The organism is Urbifossiella limnaea (genome assembly GCF_007747215.1).
GTDB classification, from domain to species: domain Bacteria; phylum Planctomycetota; class Planctomycetia; order Gemmatales; family Gemmataceae; genus Urbifossiella; species Urbifossiella limnaea.
In genome coordinates this window covers 6,708,418-6,730,540 of the sequence record NZ_CP036273.1, presented here as the reverse complement: position 1 = coordinate 6,730,540, position 22,123 = coordinate 6,708,418, and the positions used below count along the sequence as shown (strand labels likewise).

At 72.2% G+C, this 22,123-nt stretch carries 13 protein-coding genes; 3 read left to right on the top strand and 10 right to left on the bottom strand.

The window, feature by feature from the left end; all coding sequences use genetic code 11:
• Window position 1: 1 nt before the first annotated feature.
• The 9 genes from ETAA1_RS27335 to ETAA1_RS27290 form a co-directional block, all read right to left on the bottom strand.
• A complete protein-coding gene (locus tag ETAA1_RS27335; protein WP_145243804.1) occupies window positions 2-2,614 on the bottom strand; it encodes a DUF3987 domain-containing protein in 2,613 nt (870 codons plus the stop codon).
• Window positions 2,615-2,708: 94 nt separating this feature from the next.
• Entirely contained in the window at window positions 2,709-3,002 is a 294-nt protein-coding gene (locus ETAA1_RS27330; protein ID WP_145243803.1) for a helix-turn-helix transcriptional regulator, read from the bottom strand.
• Entirely contained in the window at window positions 2,995-3,186 is a 192-nt protein-coding gene (locus ETAA1_RS32455; protein ID WP_202920448.1) for a hypothetical protein, read from the bottom strand. The genes ETAA1_RS27330 and ETAA1_RS32455 overlap by 8 nt, the downstream gene beginning before the upstream one ends.
• Before the next feature lie 207 nt (window positions 3,187-3,393).
• Entirely contained in the window at window positions 3,394-4,125 is a 732-nt protein-coding gene (locus tag ETAA1_RS27320; protein ID WP_145243802.1) for a hypothetical protein, read from the bottom strand.
• A 218-nt stretch (window positions 4,126-4,343) separates the two neighbouring features.
• On the bottom strand, window positions 4,344-4,826 hold the full coding sequence (locus ETAA1_RS27315) for a hypothetical protein (protein WP_145243801.1): 483 nt from the start codon (window positions 4,824-4,826) through the stop codon (window positions 4,344-4,346).
• 757 nt (window positions 4,827-5,583) lie between these two features.
• Entirely contained in the window at window positions 5,584-11,241 is a 5,658-nt protein-coding gene (locus tag ETAA1_RS27310; RefSeq protein ID WP_202920447.1) for an RHS repeat domain-containing protein, read from the bottom strand.
• Window positions 11,181-13,349 (bottom strand): FG-GAP repeat domain-containing protein, encoded by a 2,169-nt coding sequence (locus ETAA1_RS27300; protein ID WP_145243798.1) that lies wholly within the window; start codon window positions 13,347-13,349, stop codon window positions 11,181-11,183. The genes ETAA1_RS27310 and ETAA1_RS27300 overlap by 61 nt, the downstream gene beginning before the upstream one ends.
• Before the next feature lie 355 nt (window positions 13,350-13,704).
• Window positions 13,705-15,018: a class I SAM-dependent methyltransferase gene (locus ETAA1_RS32450; RefSeq protein ID WP_202920446.1), complete on the bottom strand. Its 1,314-nt coding sequence runs from the start codon at window positions 15,016-15,018 to the stop codon at window positions 13,705-13,707.
• A 150-nt stretch (window positions 15,019-15,168) separates the two neighbouring features.
• Entirely contained in the window at window positions 15,169-15,468 is a 300-nt protein-coding gene (locus tag ETAA1_RS27290) for a hypothetical protein (RefSeq protein ID WP_145243797.1), read from the bottom strand.
• A gap of 696 nt (window positions 15,469-16,164) precedes the next feature.
• On the opposite strand from ETAA1_RS27290, the gene ETAA1_RS27285 reads away from it, so the two are divergent.
• Window positions 16,165-16,470 (top strand): PIN domain-containing protein, encoded by a 306-nt coding sequence (locus ETAA1_RS27285; RefSeq protein ID WP_145243796.1) that lies wholly within the window; start codon window positions 16,165-16,167, stop codon window positions 16,468-16,470.
• Window positions 16,471-16,475: 5 nt separating this feature from the next.
• Here ETAA1_RS27285 and ETAA1_RS27280 read toward each other — a convergent pair whose 3' ends face one another.
• A complete protein-coding gene (locus tag ETAA1_RS27280) occupies window positions 16,476-17,711 on the bottom strand; it encodes a dienelactone hydrolase family protein (protein ID WP_145243795.1) in 1,236 nt (411 codons plus the stop codon).
• 112 nt (window positions 17,712-17,823) lie between these two features.
• On the opposite strand from ETAA1_RS27280, the gene ETAA1_RS27275 reads away from it, so the two are divergent.
• Both ETAA1_RS27275 and ETAA1_RS27270 read left to right on the top strand, forming a co-directional pair.
• Window positions 17,824-18,606 carry an SGNH/GDSL hydrolase family protein gene (locus ETAA1_RS27275; RefSeq protein ID WP_145243794.1) on the top strand — a complete coding sequence of 261 codons (783 nt, stop codon included), beginning with the start codon at window positions 17,824-17,826 and terminating at the stop codon, window positions 18,604-18,606.
• Window positions 18,607-18,974: 368 nt separating this feature from the next.
• Window positions 18,975-22,073: a DUF6797 domain-containing protein gene (locus ETAA1_RS27270; RefSeq protein ID WP_202920445.1), complete on the top strand. Its 3,099-nt coding sequence runs from the start codon at window positions 18,975-18,977 to the stop codon at window positions 22,071-22,073.
• Window positions 22,074-22,123 lie beyond the last annotated feature (50 nt).

The window sequence follows — 22,123 nt, the reverse complement described above, 5'->3', positions numbered from 1 at the left end:
GTCACCCCCTCAGCTCGTGCGGCCGGTCGTCGCTGCGGTAGCGGCGCCGGCCCCGTCCGACACTCGCCCCGGCCGCGCCCTCACTGTGCGGCCGGTCGCCGGGCGCGGGTTTCGTCACGGAGACGCACGACAGTTCCGACACTCGCCCCGAATCCCCTGGCAAATCCGTAGTTTCCTCCGCCTCGTCGGGGCGAGTGTCGGACGCCTCCGCCTCGTCGCCCTCGTCGGCCGGGTCACGAGTGTCGGAAGTGTCGTCCGTCGGACCCCCCAACACGAACGTCCGCACGGGGTGCCCGCCGCCGGCCGGCCGCGCCTCCTCCCACGCCCCCCACCCGGCGGCCACCAGTTCGGCCAGCGCCGCCTCGGCCGCGGCCGCCGTCTTGTACTTCCGGCTGTTCGACTTCTGGAGCGCCCGCACCGTCGCCCGCCCGCCGAGCGCCCGCACCCGGTCGGCCACCGCCCGCAGCCCGGCCGTGGCCTCGTCCTCGGCCAGCGCCGCGTACACCCGCTCCGTCTCGGCCGCGAACCACCGCGCCAGCGTGATGCCCGCCTCCAGGCTGTCGAGCCCGACCGCGTCGGGGAGGGTGGCCCCGCCCGGCGCCGCCCGGAGGACGAGGTGGTGGATCAGCGCGAACCGCGCGGCGTACCCCTCCATCTTGGAGAACGCCGCCGCCAGGTCGTCGCTCTCCTCCCCGGCGTCGAACGTCACCCGCCCCCACTCGTTCACGAACCTCCCCCACTGCTCGCGGGCCGCCGGGGTGAAGCGCACCGGCACCGGCACCGGCCGCCCGTCGGCGTCGGTCGCGGGCTCGAATTCCCGCAGCCGGCGGACGAGCGCCTCGTAGTCCGCGGCCACGGCCGCCGGGAGGTCGTCGTCGGTCCACACCTTCTGCCGCGGCGGCAGCATCACCACCAGAATCCGCGCCGCCCCGCCCGACGCCCGGAAGTCGCGGGTGAACGCCCGCGCCAGGACGACCGGCTGGATCGTGCCGATGACGCCCGCGGCGGCGTGGGGGACGGCGATGGTCAGCTTGTCCCCGGTCTTGCGGTCCACCGACAGCGGGCGGGCGTGGAACAGCTGGAGCCAGTCGGCGGTGGCGTCGGTCTTGGAGTACCGCGTCAGCCCGGTGAACCAGCTGGCCAGCTCGTCGCGGTACACCAGCACGCCCTTCGGGTTGTCGGCCAGGATCACGGCCAACGACTCGATGGTGATGTCGCCGGCGACGCACCGCGGCTTCGGCGGCGCCTCGCCCGGCCCGTCGGTGGCGGGCGGCGGCTCGGCCCCGTCCCCGCCCCGCCCCCGCCCCCGCCGCTCCCGCTCGGCGTCCTTCCACTCGTCGAGGGCGACCCGGTAGGCGCGGGCGGCGTCGTTCCCGGCCGCGCGGAGGTCGAGGTCGAGCCGCTGGAGGGGGCCGACGGCGAGCTCGAACGGCGGGCTCTTGACCGACCCCGACCGTGCCACGAGCGCGGCCCAGACGATCGGCGGCTCGGCCCACGACCGCTTGATTTGCAGCACCCGGGCGGCCCCGACCGCGGCCCCGCAGACGGCCAGCGCCGGGAGCGCGACGGCGGCCGGGTCGCACGGGATGGCGGCGGCGACGCCGGCGACGAACGGCACGAGCGGGGCCGGGAGGGCGTCCACCGGGAACGGGACGAACGGCCGCGGCTGGGCGGCCGGGCCGGCCCCCGTCGGGCGGGGCGGCCACGGCCGGAGCCGCGCCGCGGGGAACGCCTTCTCGGCCGACGCACCCTTGCCGTCGAACCGCACCCGGTACGTGTCGCCGGGAAGTGCTGCCGTGACGGTGCCGACGTTGTCGCGGTCGGCCGGCGTCACCCGGTCGCCGACGGCGAACCGCCGCGCCGCCGGCCCCTCGGCCGCGGGCGGGGTGACGGGGCCGGCCACGTCCATCAGCAGCCGGAGGGCGTCGGCGCCGCGGGCCGCCAGGAAGTCGTCCAGCCCGGCCTTCTCACCGCCCGGCCCGTGCGGCAGCCGCACCGCCCGCACCACGGCGCCGGCGGCGGCCAGCGCCTCGGCCAGGTGCCACTCGGCCAGCCGCACCGCCGGCTTGTCGGCGAGATCGGAGTCGTAGACGACGAACACCAGCCGCCCGGCCCACGCGACCGCGACCAGGTCGGGGATGAGCTCCCGCGGCCCGCCGCCGTCGCGCTTCTTCTGCCAGCCGTACACGCCGACGAGGCCGACGCACGCGAACCCGTCCTGGTCGGCCCGCGCCGCCTTCTTCTCCCCCTCGGTGACGAGCAGCGGCACTGCCGGGTCGGCGAGCGCCGCGCGGGTGGCCGGCGGGAAGTACGCGCGGTTGGGAGCGCCGGCCGGGGACTCGTACTTGACCGGCTTCCCCTTCGCGTCGGTGCGGGGGCGGTCGGGCTTGCACCGGACGTACCCCAGGGGGCGGCCGTCGGGGGCGAAGAACGGCAGGCACAGGCACGGCGTGATAGCATTTGCGAGCATTCGGTCGGCGCGGCGGAGGAGCTTGGCGACCACAGCCGGGTCGGACTCGGAGTAGAACCCGCAGCGGCGGACGTGGTCGTCGGTGAGGCCGGACCGGCGGAGGTCGGCCAGGTGGTGCGGCAGCAGGGTCGGGGGCGTGTTCACGGGTCGGGGCTCCGGGTCGGGGCGCGACACCGCCCGGCGCCGGCCCGGGGGCCGGGCGGCGGGCGTGAGGCGGGGATTGGGGGGAGTTGGACGGTTAGCGGCGGCGGGCAGCCTTCCGGGCCGCTTTGCGAGCGGCCTTGCGGGCTTCCCACTCGGCGCGGGGCGGGGCGCCGGCGTTGACCCACGCACGGATTTCGGGCTCGCGCCACACGACGCGGCCGCCGATCCGCAGCGGGGCCGGCAGCGTGCCGTCGGCGTCGCGCGTCCGCACCGTGCGGACGCCGCAACTCAGGAGCAGCGCCACGCCGGCCGCGTCCACCACGAGCGGGGTCAGTTTCGGCCGGCGCGCGAGCGTCGCGGGGGTGTCGGTCGCGTTGGGTTCAGCCACGGGCCACCCCCTCCGCCGCGGTCGGGCGGCGGGCGGGGATGCGGTCGGCCGTGGTCAGCGGGAGGCGGAGGCGGAGCGCCAGCCGGAGCAGGCGGCGGAGCAGCCGCGCCCGCTCGTCAGCGGCGTCGATGGCGGCGCGGATGTGGTCGGGGTCGGGCAGGTGGAGCAGCGGGTCGGGGGGCATCGGGTGGTCCTCCGGGGCGTGGCCTCACACACCTTACCCCCCACCCGATCGACTGGTATGACCGCCGTGTGACCCCCGTGTGACGGTCACACGCGGTCGCCGCGCTACTCCGGCGGCGGGTCGGCAGCCGGCCAGTACCCCCGCTGCGGGATGTTGACCAGCACGCCGTTCGCCACCATCCACGCCAGATTCGCCCCCAACTTTCCCTCAGCCTGGAGCCGCAGTTCGCGGACGAGTTCGGGCCGGGTAGGGGATGAGGTCGGACGCCGGCGGCGGGTCGTCCGCGTCGGGGGCCGGCCAGCGGGGGAAGTAAACGGGGTCGCGGGTGATGCGGGGGGCGCGGAGGAGCCGGGCCAGCCGCTCGGCGTCCCGGGCCGATCCGCCGGCGGGCGTGTCCCCCGGCCCCGCGTCCGGCCACGGGGCGAGGAGCCGGCCGACCACGCCCAGCCAGGCAAACGCCCCGCGCCGAACCGGGTCGGCGAGGAGCCGGGCGGTAAGGGTTGCCAGCCGCGGTGGGAGCTCGTCTACCGCGGCGCGGAGGAGGGCGGCGGCGAGCGGTGCGCCAGGGCCGTCGAAGTTCGGGCCGCCCACGTCCGCGACGCGGGCGAGCTTCCACCCCACCGTCCGCGGCTGGTCGTCGGCGCCGGACGGCGGGGGCTCAGGGGGCGGTTCGTCGAGCCGGGCCAGCGCCCGGCCGACCCGGTGGAGGGCGGCTCCGACCGCGACCGGGTCGGGGTCGGGCCGGTCGGGGGTAACCGCGCTGGCTAGCTGGACATGTAGGTCGGCCCAGGCGGTGTCCCACTCCGGGCGGAAGTCGCCAGGCGGCGTGCCGGCGGCGGCGGGCGGGGGCGTGTCGGCGGGGTCGGGCGTCGGCCGCTGGCGGGCGCGGCGGGGTAGGAGCGGCCGATCGCCACCCGGGTAGGGGGTGTCGTGTGGCATGTGGAGTGTTCCCGCGTCGGGTGGGCCGGGCAACGCGGGCGGGGGAACACGACCCGCCGCACGTCGCCCGGACCCGGCGGGTCATGACTCCCGCCGCTCACCCGCCGATCCTACTGCAGGGCCGTGGGGGTTTTCCAGGTCCGCAGGGGGCATTGGGGCAGGGCGCCGACCGTGACGGTGTCGCCAAGCGGGAGGGGGCCGGATAGATTCGCGGAACGTCAACATTTGTCTACATTCCGACGGTTACCCGCCGCAGCTGGTGACGACGTTCCGCCGCAGATCGCGGGCGGAGGTGCGGGGAGCGCGGCCGGCGGGTCGGGCGGGCCGGCGAGGAGGACGAGGCGCTTGCGGACGGCCCGCTCGTGGGCGTCGTAGCCCGGCAGGCCGTCGAGGGCGTTCAGGTCGTCGGACCGCTCGCGGAGCCGGTCGCGCTTCGCCTCGACGAGCTCGCGGACGACCTCGTCCGGGTCGGTCGGCTCGGCGGGAACCACCGGCAGCGGGCCGGCCAGCTTCAGCACGGCCAGCGCGACAGCCGTGCGGGCCGGGTGGTCGGGGTCGTTGAGGGCGTCGGCGAGCGCGTCCACGGCGGCCGAGAGGACGGCCCGGAGACGGTCGGCCGCGGCGCCCCAGACGGCCGCCCGCCGCTCGGCGAGCGCGGCCCGGAAGGCGGGGGAGTACAGCCGCCAGCGGGTGACCGTCACGTGGTACACACGGAGGGCGGCGGCCGTCTCGGTGTCGTTCCGCCCGGTCGCCAGCAGATGGCCGGCGTTATGTTGGTGATCAGGTACGCGTTCCCCCGGCCGTCGTAGGCCGTCTCGACCCGCCGTCCCGCCCACGCATTTGGCTGATTCGCGGCCACGAACAATTCTAATCGTGCATCAGCCACGTGCAAACTGGCGATACGTCCATGAGGCATCTCGGCGGACCGAATCACCGATCATTTTTATTAGAAAATAATCGACTCCTATATATAACAATTACCCATATTGCACTAAGCAGAAAGTTGACAACTGACATGCAAATCGAATGACTAAAGCCTAAGTTCATGGCGCGCGCCTTGTGTTCGACACTAAGCTCTCGCGATGACGATTCAGAGTGCAGTGACTCAAAACTCATCGCGGTCGAAACCCCGAGCTGAAATGCAATAGCTAGCGTCACGACAGCATAGATTAGTAGATACCCTAGACAGTAGAGGGCAGTCCGGCCTGTACTTGACATAGTAGTTAGTCCAGCTAAATGTACTATTGCGACGCGCCAACCTGTGGCCGCGCACCAGGTCTACTTCGATTCCTATATTGTCGGTCAGCCGCGATGAGACAGCCCTCCTGGTCGTAGCGCCAAAGTAATCACGTAGAAGTATAATCGCACCTTGACATGGCGCGCCTGCCTTAGAAGCTCTGACACAACCTCCGATAACCCCCGGTTTTCAAGGCATTTTGGGGGTTGTGTCAGGGGTTCTTACCGTCCTAGTGGAACAATTCCGGGCCTAAAGTTGTACACTGGAGTCGGTGGGTTAGTCATGGGTTGCGGTGGTGCGGGCGCGGGGGCCGGCGGCGGCGCCGGCGGGCTTGCAAGTATGGACTGTCCGCCGGCAGCGATTATCTCCGACCCTCCTAAAGTTGGCAAGCCGAGGACGTATGGCGCCCAGTATTCGAACGAAGCAGGAGAATTCTGTAGCCATACGGCCATGCACTCCCCTGCGCACGTAACACCAGGGTGCGAAATGGGCACTCGCAAGCCATCTACCTCGATGCATCGCCGACCATGTTCCATGCCGTTCAAAGCGAGCGGGCCGTGATTCTCGAACAGCCCCTTTAATTGACACCGCCCGAAGAGCATCGGGGCACTAGTGTTAGGGTGCACGGGCGTTGCCTCAATCCAGGCATGGATATAATGAGTATAGAAGCAGATACGCCACTTGCCAGGGTAAACGATGTACGTGGCCGGATACGAATACCTTGGAGGAGGTGCGTATGGGTTCCAGTTCGGCATGTAACTCTGCAAGCCACTCGGATCGAGCAGGGATGTGGGAGCGTTTGCTACAAATCTGTATAGATTCACGTCGCCACTCGAAAAGCCGATTGGGTCTACAATACTCCATCGGCCAAGCGTCGGGCTGTACCACCTTGCGCGCTGGTGACTCATGTCTGCCAATTCGTCATATTTCATGCCTTGATAACCGATCGTCCAGCCGTAGCTGCTCGTTGAACGAGCACTGCCACTCGGAGTGATTGAACGCATTTCCCCGAACGGATCGTAGGCGTACCGTTCTTGCACCGCTCCGCTGCCGTCGGCCACCGCCGTCACGTTCCAGTTGGCGTCCTGCGTCGCCCACAGACGCTCGTCGTCCGCCGCCCCGTCCGCGTCCGTGTCCCGGTCCCGCAGCACCAGCGCGTCCACGTACACCGGGCTCCACACGTGCCGCGCCGCCACCGCCCCGCCCACGCCCTCCTCCACCACCTGCCACGCTGCCGAGTAGTACAGGTCCGTCGTCACCCCGCCCGCCGCCGCCGTCACCCGCCGGTTCAGCCCGTCGTACCGGAACGTCTCCAGCGTCGTGGTCCCGGCCGAATTCGTCGCCCCCACCATGCGGTTCCAGGCGTCGTACCCGTACCGCAGCCCGCTCTCCGCCCGCGTCATGTTCCCGTTCGCGTCGTAGGTCGGCGTCGTCAGGCTGCCGATCCCCGTGATCTCGTTCTGCGCGTTCGCCGTGCGGCTCTCGGTCACCCCGTCCACGTCGACCCCGTCCCAGTTCCCCACCGCGTCGTAGTCCCACGCCTGCGTCCGTGACGGCGTCCCCGTCACCGCCGTCTTGCCCGAGTTCAGCGTGCCCCGGGCGAACGACGCCAGCTGGTTCAGCCCGTCGTAGGTGTACACCTCGCCGAACGCGCTGTTGACCAGGTCGTCCCGGTACAGCCGGTTCCCCACCCGGTCATACCCGTACTGGTGCCGATCGACGGCCGCGCCCGTCGAGGACGTGACCCACCGCTGATCGATCACCCGGTCGAACCGGTCGAGCCCGGTGTACTTGTCGCCGGCGTCGCCGTTCGACTCGCCGCTCAGCTTGGCGTAGGTGAGGTCGATGCCAGGTTGCGGGTGCGAGCGGATCACGACCGTGCCCAGCCCCAGGTACGAGTACCCTTCCAGCGTCCCCGACGGGTCCGTCAGCGCTGACAGCCGGCTGATGCCGGTGTCCAGCCCGCTGGCGTAAGTGTACCCGACGCTGTACCCCGAGGGGTAGGTCATCGCCGTCAGCCGGCTGTGGTTGGCCCCGCTCGGCATCTCCGAGTAGGTGACCGTCACCGCCGGCGTCGTGGACGTGTTCACCGTGCCGGAATGCGCCTGCCACTCGGTCGTGAGCTGGCCGAGCCCGTTGAACCCGCGCCGCACCTGGTTCACCACCGACCCGCCGCTGGCCGCGTCGTAGCTGGTGAACAGGTACGGGTTCCCCCGGCCGTCGTAGGCCGTCTCGATCCGCCGCACGGCCCCGTCCACCCCGCTGCCGAGCGTCGTCACCGCGTCCGCCGTCACCCGCCCAACGGTGTCGTAGCTCAGCGTGTGCGTCGTCCCGTTCCGGTCGGTACTCGTGCGCACCTGGCCGAGCGCGTTCACCGTCACCGTCTCCTGCTCGGACGAGCTGGCCGCGCCTGTCGTCGCGTCCGGCCACCGCGTCGCGCCCACGAGGTCGTTCGAGTTGAGGCTGCTCCCGCCGGCCGTCGTCACGCCGTACACCCACGCCGTCGTCTGCCCCCCGCCCCCGGTCAGGTACGCCGTGAGGCTGGTCATCCCGGCGCCGTTGTAGGCGTAGCCGGTCGTCTTGTCAGCCCCGTCCGACACCGCTGCCCCGGTGTAGTGCTCCACCGTCTGCGTCGCCCGCCCGAGCGCGTCGGAGTACGTCCGCCCCACCGACCCGGCCGGGTCCGTCACCGCCGCCGTCCGACCCGCGTCGCCGCCGTCCGACACCGTCGTCACCGCCACCGCCGGCGACGTGCCGCCGGTCAGCGACGCCCCGCTCGCGGTCAGCTTCGCGGCGAACGCGCCGGCCAGCGACCCGGCGAACCGCACCTGCCACCCGCCGCCCGGCGCCGCCGTCACCACCGCGTTCCCGCTGCCGACCGACGACAGCCCCTGGAGTGCGGTCTGGACCGTCGAGGTGGAGGCGTTGTAGGCGATACCGCCCGTCGTCTGCCCGCCGAACGTCAGCGTGAACGTCCCCCCGGTCGGCGACCCGGTCAGCCGCACCGTCTGCACCGCGTCGGCCGCGTATTCGTAGCTCGTCACCAGCACGGTGTCCGACCGGCCCGGCACCGACCCCGGCCGCGTCCACGCGCTGCCGCTGTTTGTCCCCACGGCCACGCCCGCCGTCGGCCGGTCGGCCAGGTCGTAGTAGGTCGCCGTGAACGACACACGGGCGCCGATCCCCGACGACGGGCTCCCGAGCGCCCCCGTCCCGGTGGCGTCGTGGAACCGCCGGCGGACGGTGGTCGCCGTCACGTTCCCGTTGCCGTCGTAGGCGAACTCCGCCTGCTCCAGCACCGTGTCGCCGGTCACGTCGTCGGCGTCGGCGTAGCCCGTGTCCCCGCCGCCGTCGGTGGTGGACACGACCGTCGATCGGCCGGCCCCGTCGTAGGCCGTCTTGGTGACCAGCCCGCCGGGGGCTGCCGTCTTGACCACCAGCCCGCGGGCGTCGTACCACGTGTCGGAATGGAGCGTGTACGACCCGACCGACCCGCTCGCCGGGTCCACGCTGTACGTGTCGGCACGGTAGACGCGGCCGAGCTCGTCAAAACTCACCCCGGACTGGGCGCGCAACTGCGCCGCCGTGCCGCTCGGGAGGCTCAAGACGCCGGCCGAGATGGAGGGCGTCACGCCGTCGGCGTCGTAGGTCTGGGTCAGCGTCGCGCGGTTCAGGTTGTCGTAGGTCCACACCGTCAGTGGCCGGTTCACCCCGGTCCCCTCCGACGACTCCACCCCAGCCTTCGTCGCCACCGCCCGATCCCGCCAGTCGTACCACGTCCGCGTCACCCGGTCCGCGGCCCCGCCGCCGGGGTGCTCAGTCACCGCCGTCAGCGTGCCGTCGCCGACCCCGCCGCCGTCGTACTCGTACTCCCGCGCCAGCACCATGTCCGTGCCGGTCAGGTTCGTCGGGCTCCAGTACCCGGTCGTCGGCGTGTCGTCCGTCCCCACCCACTCGGACACCACCCGCCCGAGCCCGTCGTACTCCGTGCGGTAAATCGTCCCCTGCGGGCTGACCGTCTTGTTCATCCAGCCCTGGTGCGTGTAGGCAGTCATGGTGCGGTAGTAGTTCACCCCGGCCGTGCCGAACGAGGTCGAAGTCGTGTACGTCAGCCCGGACAGGTCGAAGTAGGCGTCGGTGGCGACCGCCTGGCCGGCGTCGTTCCGGTTCGTGCGGCTCAGCGACTGGACCGCGGACACGCTCTCGGCGCCGGTCGGCCGGCCGCTGCTCACGGCCGGGGCGGCCGACATGGTCAGCGTCTCGGTGTAGTTCCCGGCCCGGTCCTCGCGGACGACGGTGGTCGGCCCGGTCGGGGTGTTCGTGGTGCTGTTCCACCCGCGGTAGTAGCGGACCTCGTGGCCGGCGTCGCTGTACGTGGTGAAGTCCACCCGCCCGTTCGGGAACGTCACCTTGACCGGCCGGCCGAGCGGGTCCACCTCGATCGCGGTCGTCAGGTGGAGGCCGCCGCCCGACGGCGTGGTCCACCCGGACGGGAGGCCGGTGAACGTCGAGGTCTGGGTCGTGTCCACGTCGGCGATGGTCTTGACCACCGCCCCGGTCGGGTTGTCGTACTCGGTGTAGCTGATGAACCCGGCCTGGTCCTTCGCCCACACCGGCCGGCCGTAGGCGTCGAACACGGTGGCCGCCGTCGTCGCCGACCCCGACCCGTTCTGGCCGGTGGTGACCGTCGGCAGCGTGACGGTGACCGACGCCGGCAGGGCGGTTGAGCCCTGCCACGTGTAGGCGTAGCTCGTCGTCGCCGCGCCGGTGCCGTTGTCGTTCCGGTACACCGTCTGCTCGGCCACCGGGTAGACCGTGGCGGCGCTTCCGGCCCGCTGGACGTAGGTGGTCGCCGACTGGGGGACGGCGGTGCCGGTCTCGCCGTGCTTGATCGCGACCTGGTTCAAGTAGCCCTTCACGCCGCCGGCGGCGGACGAGGTGGCGGTGGTGGTGGCGTACTGCGACAAGGTGGTGACGAGGCCGTCGGCGTCGCGCAGGTACTGGGCGTTCCCGGACGTGTAGCGGACGAGGTCGGCGTAGGCGTCGTCGTACCCACTGACGGCGGACGGCGCGGCCTTGAGGGCCAACTGCCCGCCGGCCCACCCGCTGCCGGACCCCGACCCGCTCCCGGAGCCGCTGCCGGACCCCGACCCGGACCCGCTCCCCGACCCGGAACCCGACCCGCTGCCGGAGCCCGACCCGTCGGCGTACCGGTAGTAGGTGGCCCACTCGCCGGCCGGGCCGCCCGGCGCCTCCTCGAACGCGGTTAGCATCACCTGCATGTAGGCGTTCGTGTAGACGGTGTTCGTGCCCCCGTCCGGCAGCGTCTCGACCGTCTTCGTCTTCCAGCTGTTGAACCCGGCCGTGTGGGTGCTGGTGGTGTACGTGTACGTGTACGTCCCCTGCCCGGCCGAGCACGCCGAGCACCCCTCCCCGGCCGCCACCTCCTTCGTCACCCGGTGGGCCGCGTCGTACTCGAAGTAGTTGTCCGCGTAGGCGGCCAGCGCGGCGTCCGTGGCCGCGTCCACGGCCCCGTCCGTCCCGCCCAGCCCCGCTCGGGCGCGGCCATACGCCGCCGGCCCGAGGGCGAACTTCATCCCCCCGGCGTAACCGATCTGGACCCCGCCGGTGTACGTGTCCTCGGTGTAGTACCGGTAGTACGACTGGTCGATGACCGCCCCGGCCGCGTCCTTAACCACCGCCCGCTCCAGGTCACCGAGGGTGCCGTCGGCCGACGCGTCGTCGTAGTAGGCGTACTCGACCGACCGGACGGTCGTCCAACTCCCGCCCCCGACCCGGCGGCGGAGGGTGACCGAACTCACCGCACCGGCGACCGGGTCGGTGGACGGGAGGTAGGAGTAGACGTAGGACTCGTCCACCGCCGACCCGCCCGACCCGGCCGACCGGCGGACCGGCGGACCTCGGTCGGCTGGCCGTCGGAATTGGCCGACACCACCGCAGTCAGGTTCCCGGCCGCGTCCGCGTGCGACTTCAGGGAGCCGCGCTCGTCGGCCGGGCGGCCCGAGCCGAAGTCGTAGAACCGGAGGACGTTCCCGCCCGCGTCGGCGACGACGAACTCGTCGTTGGTCGCATCGTAGGTGACGGCGGTCGTGTCGGTGAACCGGGGGGCGTAGGTGGCGTAGTTGCCGTCGCCGTCCGGCGTGCCCTGGCCGTCGTAGTAGTGGGCGGTGACGGCACTGGAGAGGAGAACCAGGGACGAGCCCGACCGGACGAGGTGGGGTTGGGTGCCGCTGACCCAGCCGTTGCCCAGGTCGGAGCCGGCCGAGTAGGCGGGGTTGTTCGACCACGTCCGGGCCTGCCCCCACGGCCGGCCGAACCCGTCGGATTCGAGGTCGGTGGCGGCGATGACGGCCACCCCGTCGGCGTACCGGACCGGGTTCTTCGTGTACGCGTCGGGGTTCCAGAACGAGCCGGGGATGGGGTCCTGGAGGATGTTGTTGAGAAGACCCGTCAGGCAGGACGTGTCACCTGGCGCGGTCGCCGACCCCACCCCGCCGATGGATTGTCCGTGCATGGGCGAGGTGCGCGCGGTGAAGTAGGCATCCCCGGAGTACACGAAGTACACGGTGTAGCTGCCGGCGGGGAGGTTCAGCCCGTTCCGCACCCGCACCGCCGCCGCACTGCTCACGCCCCCGATGCCGTGCAGTGCCACCGACCCGAGGGAAACCGTGGACCCGGGCGACCCGAGGGGGAACGCGTAGAACGTGAGCGTCCCGGTCGGGGCGCGTACCCCGGTCGGGTCGTAGACCCCGCCGAAGGCCAGGAAGGTCACACCGGGGGCCACGGGGCTGGGAAACACGATCGGGTAGATGGGTTCCGGGACAGTCGGGTCGTTGCTGGCGGCGACGAACACGCCGCCCTCGCTCCCGGCTCCGGTGCCGAACGGCTGGTACTCGCCGGTCGGGTCGGGGAGTTGGAGCCCGGTCGCCCCGCTGAACACCCGGATCGTCGCCGCCCCGCCCGGCCCCGTGCCGGCAACAACGTCGGCATACTCGTCGTCATCCGCGTAGCACAGGGCGACCCGGACCCCGTCCTCGTACTCACTGCCGAACGGCTGGAACGTCCGCAGAACGCCCCCGGTCGCCCCGCTGAGGACGGTGACCGTGCCCGCCATCCCCGGCCCCGACCCGACGGCCAGGTCCGGCGTACCGTCGGCGTCGTAGTCGCCGGCCAGGGCGTCGGCGCCCAAATAGACGCCTCCTCCGAAGGCCGGGTCGAAGGCGAAGAACGACCCGAGCGGGCCGGCGACCTCGTCCCAGGTCGTGGGGTCGTACACCCGGACCCGCGGTCCGCCGCCCGCCCCGGCCCCGACCGCCACCTCGGCCTTGCCGTCGCCCGTCAGGTCGGCGGCGGCGACGGTGATGCCTCCGTCGAAGTCCGGGTCGTAGGGGTAGAAGCTGGCGATCTCGGCCCCGGTCGCCCCGCTGAAAACCCGGAGGTGAGGGCCGCCGCCGGGGCCGGCCGCGGCGACCACGTCGGGGACGTAATCTCCGTCCACGTCCGCCGCGGCGACGTGGACCCCGCCGGTGAACGCCGAGTCGAACGCCCAGAAGCTGCCGAGCGGGCCGCCGATCTCGTCGCCAGTCTTGCCGTCCAAGACCCGGACCCGAGGGCCGCCGCCGGGGCCGGGGGCGACGACCACGTCCGGGTAGCCGTCGAGGGTGAAGTCGCCGACCGCCACCCGGACGCCGCCGGTAAAGGTCGATTCGTAGACGGTGCGGGTGAAGTTCAGGTCGCTGGTTTCGGCGTCGTAGGCCTTGACGACCGGGGCCATGCCCTCGCCGGCACCGGCGTAGATGACGGGAAGGGGAAGCGGTCGCCCCCCGTCCGGGACGACGCGGTCCTCCAGCGCCTCGGCGGTGAGCCGGGCGGAGGGGGCGCCGGGGCGGCGGGCGAACAGGTCGGCGAGCCGGTCGCGCAGCGCGAGGAGGCGGGCGAACCGGGAGTAGGCGGCCGGAACGGGCATGGGCAGTTCCCGGGGGAGATTCGGGAGGGCGGCCGTCAGTTGCCGACGAGTTTCACTCGGACAGCCCACTGAGGCAGCCGGGCGAACACTCGCGCGAAGTTATGGAGGAGGATTTTCAACGAAGCTCCGCCCACTGTCAAGAACTGCCGGTGCCCATTTGTACCGATTCTTCCGAATAATCGGGCCAGCGGCCCGGGCTGGTGAAACAGCCCCCCGACCCCCGTGCGGCCGGCACGGCGGCGTGGTAAAAAATCTGTCTGTAGGAGTTAACGAGACCCCGCCGCCGGACCGGACACGAAAAACCCCGCCGGCCGCCCGGCGGGGAAGGATGGGAACCCGACGCGAGGCGCCGCGGTCAAGCGGTCTTGCGGACCCACACCTGCTCGCCGCGGTGCAGTTCGACGTACCGGCCGCGCATCGCCGCCAGGAAGGCGTCGATCCCCAGGGCCGGGCACCGCTCCGGTTGTGGGAAGCCCCGCCACCCGTAGTCGTCGAACCCCAGCAGCCCGCCCGGCCTCAGCAGCGGCCACGCCAGCACCGCGTCGGCCAGCACGTCCGCGGCCTCGTGGGAGGCGTCGATGTACACCAGGTCGAACCGCTCCCCCGTCATGCCGCGGAGCACGTCGGCGCTCCGCCCGACCGTCCCGCGGGCCTTGCCGCCGAACCGGGCGGTGTTGGCCCGGAACCGCCCCTCCAGCCCGGCCAGGTCCGTACCGGCGTGGTCGGCCCCGCCGGCGAACGTGTCCACCCACGTCAGCGTCGCCTCCGGGTGAGTGAGGACGTGGTCGAGCAGCCACACCGAGCCGCGGCCCTCGAACACGCCCACCTCCAGCGCGTGGACGGGCCGGCCGGCGAGCGGCGTGAGCAGCCGCTCCCACAGCGGGACGTGAGCGGTGAACCAGTCCTGCGTGAAGCCGTCGGCCGGGGGCGGGGCCGGCGGGGCGGCGGCCGGGACGGGCTCCCCGGGCGGGGCACCGGGGAGGTGGAACGTGTAGTCGCCGTACCGGGGGGTGCCGCCCCCGGCGTCCTCCCACCCGTACCGGTACGGGCCGACGTGCCACACCCGGACGCGGGTGTCGGCCAACGGCCCGAACCCGGCCCGGCGGGCGCGCTCGCAGAAGGCGTAGTCCTCGGACAGCGACCACCGGCCGCCGGGCTCAGGAATGCTCAGGGGCTCGAAGTACGGCACCAGGAGTGAGCCGAACCGCTGGTTACACGTCGGGAGGCGGTGGTGCATCCGGACGGCGTCGAACACCTCCCGGCGGACGTGGGTGAAGCCGAACCCGCAGTACCGCACCTCCACCAAGCCCCCATTCACCCCGAACCGGACGGCGGGGGTGCCCGGAAGGAATTCGCACGCGAACTGCCGCGGCCCCTTCTTCGGGTACAGCCCGCAGGTGAACGGCAGCCCGTGCGCGCGCAGCCGCCCCACGTCCGCCGGGTCAAAGGCCACGTCGGAGTCGATCCACATGAGCTCGTCGTAGCCCTGGGCGAGGGCGTCGGTGGCCATCTGGTTGCGGGCGGCGTCCACGGCCGAGTACCCGCGGACCCGCCACACCGGGTGCCCGCGGCGCTCCAGTTCGCGGAGGGCGTCGTCGCACCCGGGGTCGATTGCCCCGCCGACCGGGACGAGGACGACGCACGACGACGGCGGGGCGGGGTCGGGCATGGCGGCACCGGGGCGGCGGGACGATGCGAGGGTACGGGTCGCCCACCGGCGTCGCAAGGTCGCGGCTGCGGCTCCGTCGGCGACGCCGCGCGAGACGGCGCTTGCCCGACCGGTTGAGGACGCCGACTCGCTCAGCATTTCTCAGCATCATCAGCCGCGGGGGCCGATCGTGATGAGCCGTTCGCGCTTGGTGCGGGTGAACCGCAACTGCCGGCCCGCGGCGCCGATCTCGTCCGCGACACCGCGTAGCCACGGCGACACGCCCGCGCCGGTCGGGAAGCTCGTCCCGAACCGCGGCGGGTGCCCGGCCAGGAACGCAGTCAACTTGTCGGACAGATCGCCGGCCGTGCCGGACCACCCTCCCGCCGGGAGTGCCGCCAGCCAGGCGCGGAACACTTCCCGACGGCGACCCTCGACGGTGGCGCGGGCGCGGTCGGAATACGTCGGCATGAGCGGTCTCCCGCGGCGTGAGGGTGACGAAGTAAAGTGTGTCCCGGAGCCCGACTATTCCGGGTGCGGTAGCAAGAGACCACCCCCCTATGGAAGGACCCGCAAAGGGGGGTGGGGGGCCGCAGTGGAGCGATAGCCCGCTGCCGGTGGCGATGGTGGACATGGTGGATATGTTCCCACCCAGCCAGCCGTTCACCCCTTCGTTGCTGCACCGACCAGCGCCCGGATCGCGGCGCGGATGTGACCGGGGAGGTTCGGCCACGCCGCGACGAGTGCCGCCAACTCTGGGTCGGCTGCTGCTCCCGGTGCTGCTCCGGGCGCGGAGGTAGTGGCGGAATTGCTTGGAAGCGTGGCGATTTCGGCGTTGTCCCTTCCGCCTCCGGAGCCGAAGGTTACAGGTTCAACTCCTGTCGGGCATACTAGAAAAGCAAGGGATTTAGAAAGGTGCACGTGCCGAGTGCACCAAACTCTGCACCAAACCCCCGCCCCGGTTGATCCGGGGCGGTTTCGTTTCCACCCTCTTCGCCTCCTTCCTCTGCACGACGGCAAATGCACGCTCCCGTGACCCCAACCGCACAGTCACGGGCCACAGAACCGATGCCGGTGGGGCCGCGCCCCAGCCCGTTGTAGCCGACTGATGGTCGCGGGACGGGAGAGGAATGTACCTCGCCTCCGCGGTCAGCATCGGAGATGCCGGTGCCACCTGGGTCGTCCGTCGTCGTGGACACGAACCTGTTCGTCGCGGCCGGGTTCAACCCGGGCAGCGACGCCGCCCGCGTACTGTCGGCGGTGCGGGCCGGCACCCTGCGGCTGGTGTGGGACGAGGCGACCCGTCGGGAGCCCGAGCACGTCGTCGGCAAGATCCCGCCGCTCTCGGGAACCGACCTCTCGGAGTTCTTCCGCCCCGACGGCGGCCACGCGACCACCTACGACGACACTGTGAAGGCGCTGACCGCCGTGATCGGCCGGCTGCCGAAGGGGGACGCGGACCGCGGCCGGTGAGGGGTTTACGCCTTGAGGTGTCGGTCGAGCCAGGTAAACGCGTCGTCCTGCATCGCCCGGGTGAAGCGGTGTGGCTCGTCGAAGAACCGCCGCTCGAACTGCCGCGCACTCCCGGCCGCGCGGTACACCTCGGCGATCCGGTCCACGGCGGCCGTCATCCCCTCGGGCGGGAAGAGGCGGTCCTGCCGACACTGCTGGACGAGCAGCGCCCGCGGGGCGGCGAGCGCGGCCAGGTCGGGGAAGTCCATCAGCCGGTGGAGGCCCGGGAGGAAGTGGACGAACGAGTGGGTGTCCAGGTGCGCCTTCCGCATCGGCGGGACGGCCGACATGAACCCGACCACGCACCCGGCCGTGATGCGGTCGTCGAGGGCGGTCAGGTAGGCGGCCCGATACCCGCCCATCGAGATGCCCAGGCAGCCGATCCGCTTCGGGTCCACGTCCGGCCGGGTGGCGACGTAATCGACCGTCCGCATGTCGTCCCACGCGACCACCCCGGGCCACGTCGCGCCGGCGAGGGTCAGCCCTTTCACCACCGTCGATTCCTTCCCGCGGCACACCGCGTTCAACCGCCGCACGTCGTCGGGGGTATACTGGGAGCGGTCCCACCCGGCGGCCGCGTCCGCGTCCACCACCACCCGCCGCTCGCCGAACATCAGCGCGTCGATGGTCACCACCACGTACCCCCGGCGTACCAGTTCCGTCGCGGTCGGCCGCCCGTCGTAGTTGGTGCGGTGATACTCCGTCATCGCCGGGTGGTTCGGCCCCAGGTCGATGACCTTCTCCTTGCCGAAGAGGAACATCCCGCCGTGGGAGTGGAGGTCGATGACCGCGGGAGCCGGCCCCTTCAGCCCCTTCGGGACGAGGACGTAGGCCGGCACGCGCGACGCCGGCGACGTGTTGAACAGCACCCGCTCCCGGACGTGGTCCCTGCGGTCCACGCGGTCGGTGACCTCCGGCCGGGGCTCGACCTTGTCCGGGAAGTAGCCGAGCGCGTCGAGGACCGCGGCCCGCGCGGCGGTGCGGTACTCGGCGAAGGCGGGGAACCGCGGGTTCGGGAAGCGCAGGCTGTATCGGGTGGCGGCGGCGACCCGTTCGAGTTCGGCGGCGAGGGTGCCGAGGTCGGCCCCGGTCGGTGACAGGACGCGGGGCGGGTCGGCGGGCGGGGCCGCCGGCGGCTGGGCGGCCGCGGCCGCGGCCGTGGGAAGGGCGGGAATCGCGGAGAGAAAGCGGCGGCGGTCCATCGGCGGCTCCGGAGCTCGGTCGCGGCGGGGCGAGTATACCACCACGCCTCTCCGACGCACTCGACCGGGCAGCCCGGACGTGGGAGAATGGGCGGTTCCCCGGAGTACCGCCGTGACCCGCACCGCGACCGCGCTGCTCGCCGCCGTCCTGACCGCCCTGCCGGCCGCCGCCCAGGAGAAGGCCCCGCCGCGGCCGCTCCGGGTGTTGTTCGTGGGGAACAGCCAGGTGTACTACAACGACCTGCCGCGGATGGTCGAGCTATTGGCCGCGTCCGCCCCGGCCGACCGCCCCCGCGTCACGGCCGACCGGGCCGTCGCCGGCGGGGCCAGCCTGGAGTCCCACTGGAACAAGGGTGACGGCAAGGGGACCGCCCGGGCGCGGATCGCGGAGGGGAAGTGGGACTTCGTCGTCCTCCAGGACATCTACACAATTCAGCCCGACAGCTTCGAGAAGCACGCCCGGCTGTTCACCGCCCTCGTGCGGCAGTACGGCGGGAAGGCGGTCCTGCTCGCCACCGCGTCCGTCAGCTCCCGCTACCCGCAGGGGTTCCGCGACCTACACGACCCGCAGGCGAAGGCGGCCGCGGACCTGAAGGTGCCGCTCGCCGCGGCCGGGAAGGCGTGGCTGACGTACTGGGGGGCCGAGCCGACCGCGGACGAGCGGCTGGCCCTGTACGACCCGGACAAGGCTCACCCCGGGAAGGCCGGGTCCTACTTGTACGCATGCACGTTGTATGCCGCCTTGACCGGTCTCACCCCGGTCGGGCTGACGGCCCGGGTGCAGAAGGAGGGCGAGGACACCGTCCCCCCGGCGCTCGCGCGGCGGATGCAGGAGGCTGCTTGGGCGGTCCACCGGGAGATAAGCCCTGGGGCGGGTTCGGTCGGCAAGCCGTGAGGTCGCCGCCGGTGTCGTGGTACTGGCGAGAGGCGGGTGGGGGCGCCGGGGCGGGCTGGCCGAGGCGCGGCGGTTCGCCCCCGCGGCCATCGCCGTGGTGAAGCACGTGTGCACCCGGCACTTGCTGTCGCAGCGGTCGCCGGCTGGGGCGAATCCTACGCTTCAGCAGGCCGCGGCACGATCGGCCGTTGCAAGGCGAGTGATGGCGTGCGAGGAATGCCACGGAGATGGGGCAATCGGAGCCCTCCCGCGGTAGGGCTGTGGTAGTAGACTTGAACGCCTCGGAGCTTAAGCAGGCGGGGCGATCGTCGATGCGTCTGGCCCGGGCGGCGGGCTCGGATGTTCGGCCTCGCACAGGGAATCGTGTCATGCCCCGGTGGGTTCCGCTCGCGAACTTGCTGCTCGGACTGGCCGTGGTCGCACCCGGACCGGACACTCCACCCCCGCAACGCGACCCGTTCCGGCTGGCGTTCGGGCCGGACGGGACGCCCGCCTACTCCGACACGCTGGTTCGAGAACTGGCGGCCGATGCGCGGGCGCGCGGCGACGCCCGGCGGGGGGCCGGCGTCTTCGCCGCGGCCACATCGGCATGCGGTTCCTGCCACAAGGTCGGCGGGCGGGGCGGTGAGGTCGGACCGGACCTCTCGAAGGTCGGGAACTGTATCCCGCCCGAGGCGGTCGTGGAGGCGGTGTTCTGGCCGAGCCGGACGGTCCACCCCGCGTTCAAGGCCGTCGCCGTCGTGGACGCCAACGGGCGCGCCCTCCAGGGCGTCGTGAAGGAGGAGACGAAGGCGGAACTCGTGCTCACGGATGCCGCCGGCAAGGCCCACCGCGTCCCGAAGGCGGACATCGAGACGCGGCGCGATGTCGGCTCGCTCATGCCCGCAGGGTTGACCGCGGGGATGACACCGGACCAGCGCCGCGACCTCGTCCGCTACCTCCTGGACCTCGGGAAGGCCGATGGGCTCGAAGCCCTGTCCCACGAGCCGGTGAAGTTCGACTACCCGCGCGCGCCGCTGCGGCCGGACGAGTGGCCGAACCGGGCGCACCCGGTGAACCGCGACCGGGTGTACGACTTCTACACCCGCGAGGCGAACCACTTCCGCGGCCGGCGGCCGCTGCCGCTGCTCCTCCCCGAGTGGCCCGGGATCGACGGCGGCGGGTTCGGCCACTGGGGGAACCAGAACGACACCACCTGGAAGAACGGCCGGTGGAACAAGACCGACCTCGGCTCACTCCAGTGCGGCGTCTTCCGGTCGGGCCCCCTGGTCGTCCCGCGCGGGGTGTGCGTGCGACTCGGGGAGGACGGCGAGCTGGCCGCGTGCTTCAACCCGGACACGCTCCAGTACGAGGCCGTGTGGACGGGCGGGTTCGTCCAGACGAGCGAGTTCCGCGCCGGCTTCCTCGACGGGCTCAAGCCCGTGGGGCACGTCCTCCCGCCGCCGGAGCGCACGAAGGTGACGCAGCCGGTCGCGTACCGCGGGTTCTACCGCCACGGCACCCGCACGATCTTCGCCTACCGCCTCGGCGGCGTCGAAATGCTCGACGCCCCGTGGGTGGAGGATGGCAAGTTCGTGCGTGTGGTCGCCCCCGCCGACCGGCACCCGCTGGCCCACCTCACCCGCGGCGGCCGACCACAATGGCCCCAGGTGCTCGCCGCCGCGGGCGAGCGCGGCACCGGCCGGCCGTACGCCGTGGACACGATCCCGCCGCCGTTCCAGAACCCCTGGAACGCCCTGATGCACTTCGGCGGGCACGACTTCTTCCCCGACGGGTCCGCCGCGGTCTGTACGATGCAGGGCGACGTGTGGCGGGTAGACGGGCTCGACGACGCGCTCGCGAACGTGCGCTGGCGGCGCGTCGCGGCGGGGCTGCACCACGCCCTCGGCCTGGTGGTCGGGGACGGGTCCGTGTACGTCCTCGGGCGTGACCAGATCACGCGCCTCCACGACCGCAACGCCGACGGCGAGGCCGACTTCTACGAGTGCTTCTCGAACGCCTACGTCACCTCGCCGGCCGGGCACGACTACATCTGCGGGCTCGAGCGCGACGCCGCCGGGAACTTCTACACCGCCTCGGGCAACCAGGGGCTGCTGCGCGTCTCGCCGGACGGCAAGCGCGTCGAGGTGCTCGCCACCGGCTTCCGCAACCCGGACGGCCTCGGCCTCGTGCCGGGCGGCACCATCACGGTGCCGTGCTCCGAGGGGGAGTGGACGCCGGCGTCGATGGTCTGCGAAGTGCCGCCGGGCGCGAAGGTCCCGCCGCACTTCGGCTACGGCGGGCCACGCGGGGGGAAGCCGCCGGCGCTGCCGCTGGCGTACCTGCCGCGCGGGCTCGACAACTCGAGCGGCGGACAGGTATTCGTCGCCGGCCGCAAGTGGGGGCCGGTCCAGGGCCAGCGCGTCCACCTGTCGTTCGGCACGGCCAGCCACTTCCTGCTGCTCCGCGACGAGGTCGACGGGCAGCCACAGGGCGCGGTCGTGCCGCTCCCCGGCGACTTCCGCTCGGGCGTCCACCGCGGGCGGTTCCACCCGACCGACGGGCAGTTGTACGTCACCGGCATGTCCGGCTGGGCCTCCTACTCGGCCGCCGACGGCTGCTTCCAGCGCGTCCGGTACACCGGCGACCCGGTCCAGCTGCCGCGCCGGTTCCACGTCCACCGCAACGGCGTGCTCGTCGAGTTCACGCAACCTCTGGACCGGGCGGTCGTCGAGCGCGCCGACCGCCACTTCGCCCAGTGTTGGAACTACCGCTACGGCCCGGGCTACGGGTCGCGCGAGTTCTCGCCGAGCCACTACGGCGTGCCGGGCCACGACCCCGTTCCGATCGCCTCCGCCCGCCTCCTCCCCGGCGGCCACACGCTCTTCCTGGAGATGCCCGACCTGCAGCCGGTCAGCCAGTTACACCTGAACGTCGGCGTCGCGGCGGACCGGACGTGCGACTTGTTCGTGACGGTCCACAAGCTCGGCGAGCCGTTCCGCGACCTGCCGAACTACCGCGAGTCGGACCGGCCCGTCGCGGCGCACCCGATCCTGGCCGACCTCGCCGCCGCCGGGAAACGGGAGCCGAACCCGTGGCGCGCGCCGATCCCGAACGCCCGCAACGTGCGCGTCGAGGCGGGGAAGAATCTGACCTTCGCGACGCCGCTCGTCCGCTTGAAAGCCGGCGAGGCGGTGAAGCTGACGTTCCGCAACCCGGACGTGGTGCCGCACAACTGGGTGCTGGTGAAGCCGGGTACGTTGAAGACGGTCGGCGAACTGGCGAACCGGCTGATCGCCGACCCGGACGCGGTGGCGCGGAACTACGTGCCGAAGTCGGCCGACGTGCTCGCGTATACCGACGTGGTGCCTCCGCTGGGGAGCACCGACATTCACTTCCGCGCGCCGGCGGCACCGGGCCGGTATCCTTTCCTGTGCTCCTTCCCGGGGCACTGGATGGTGATGAACGGCGAACTGGTCGTGGAGTAGCGGCCCGCCCGCCCACGAACTGGCGACGCGACGGACTTCTCGGACCCGAT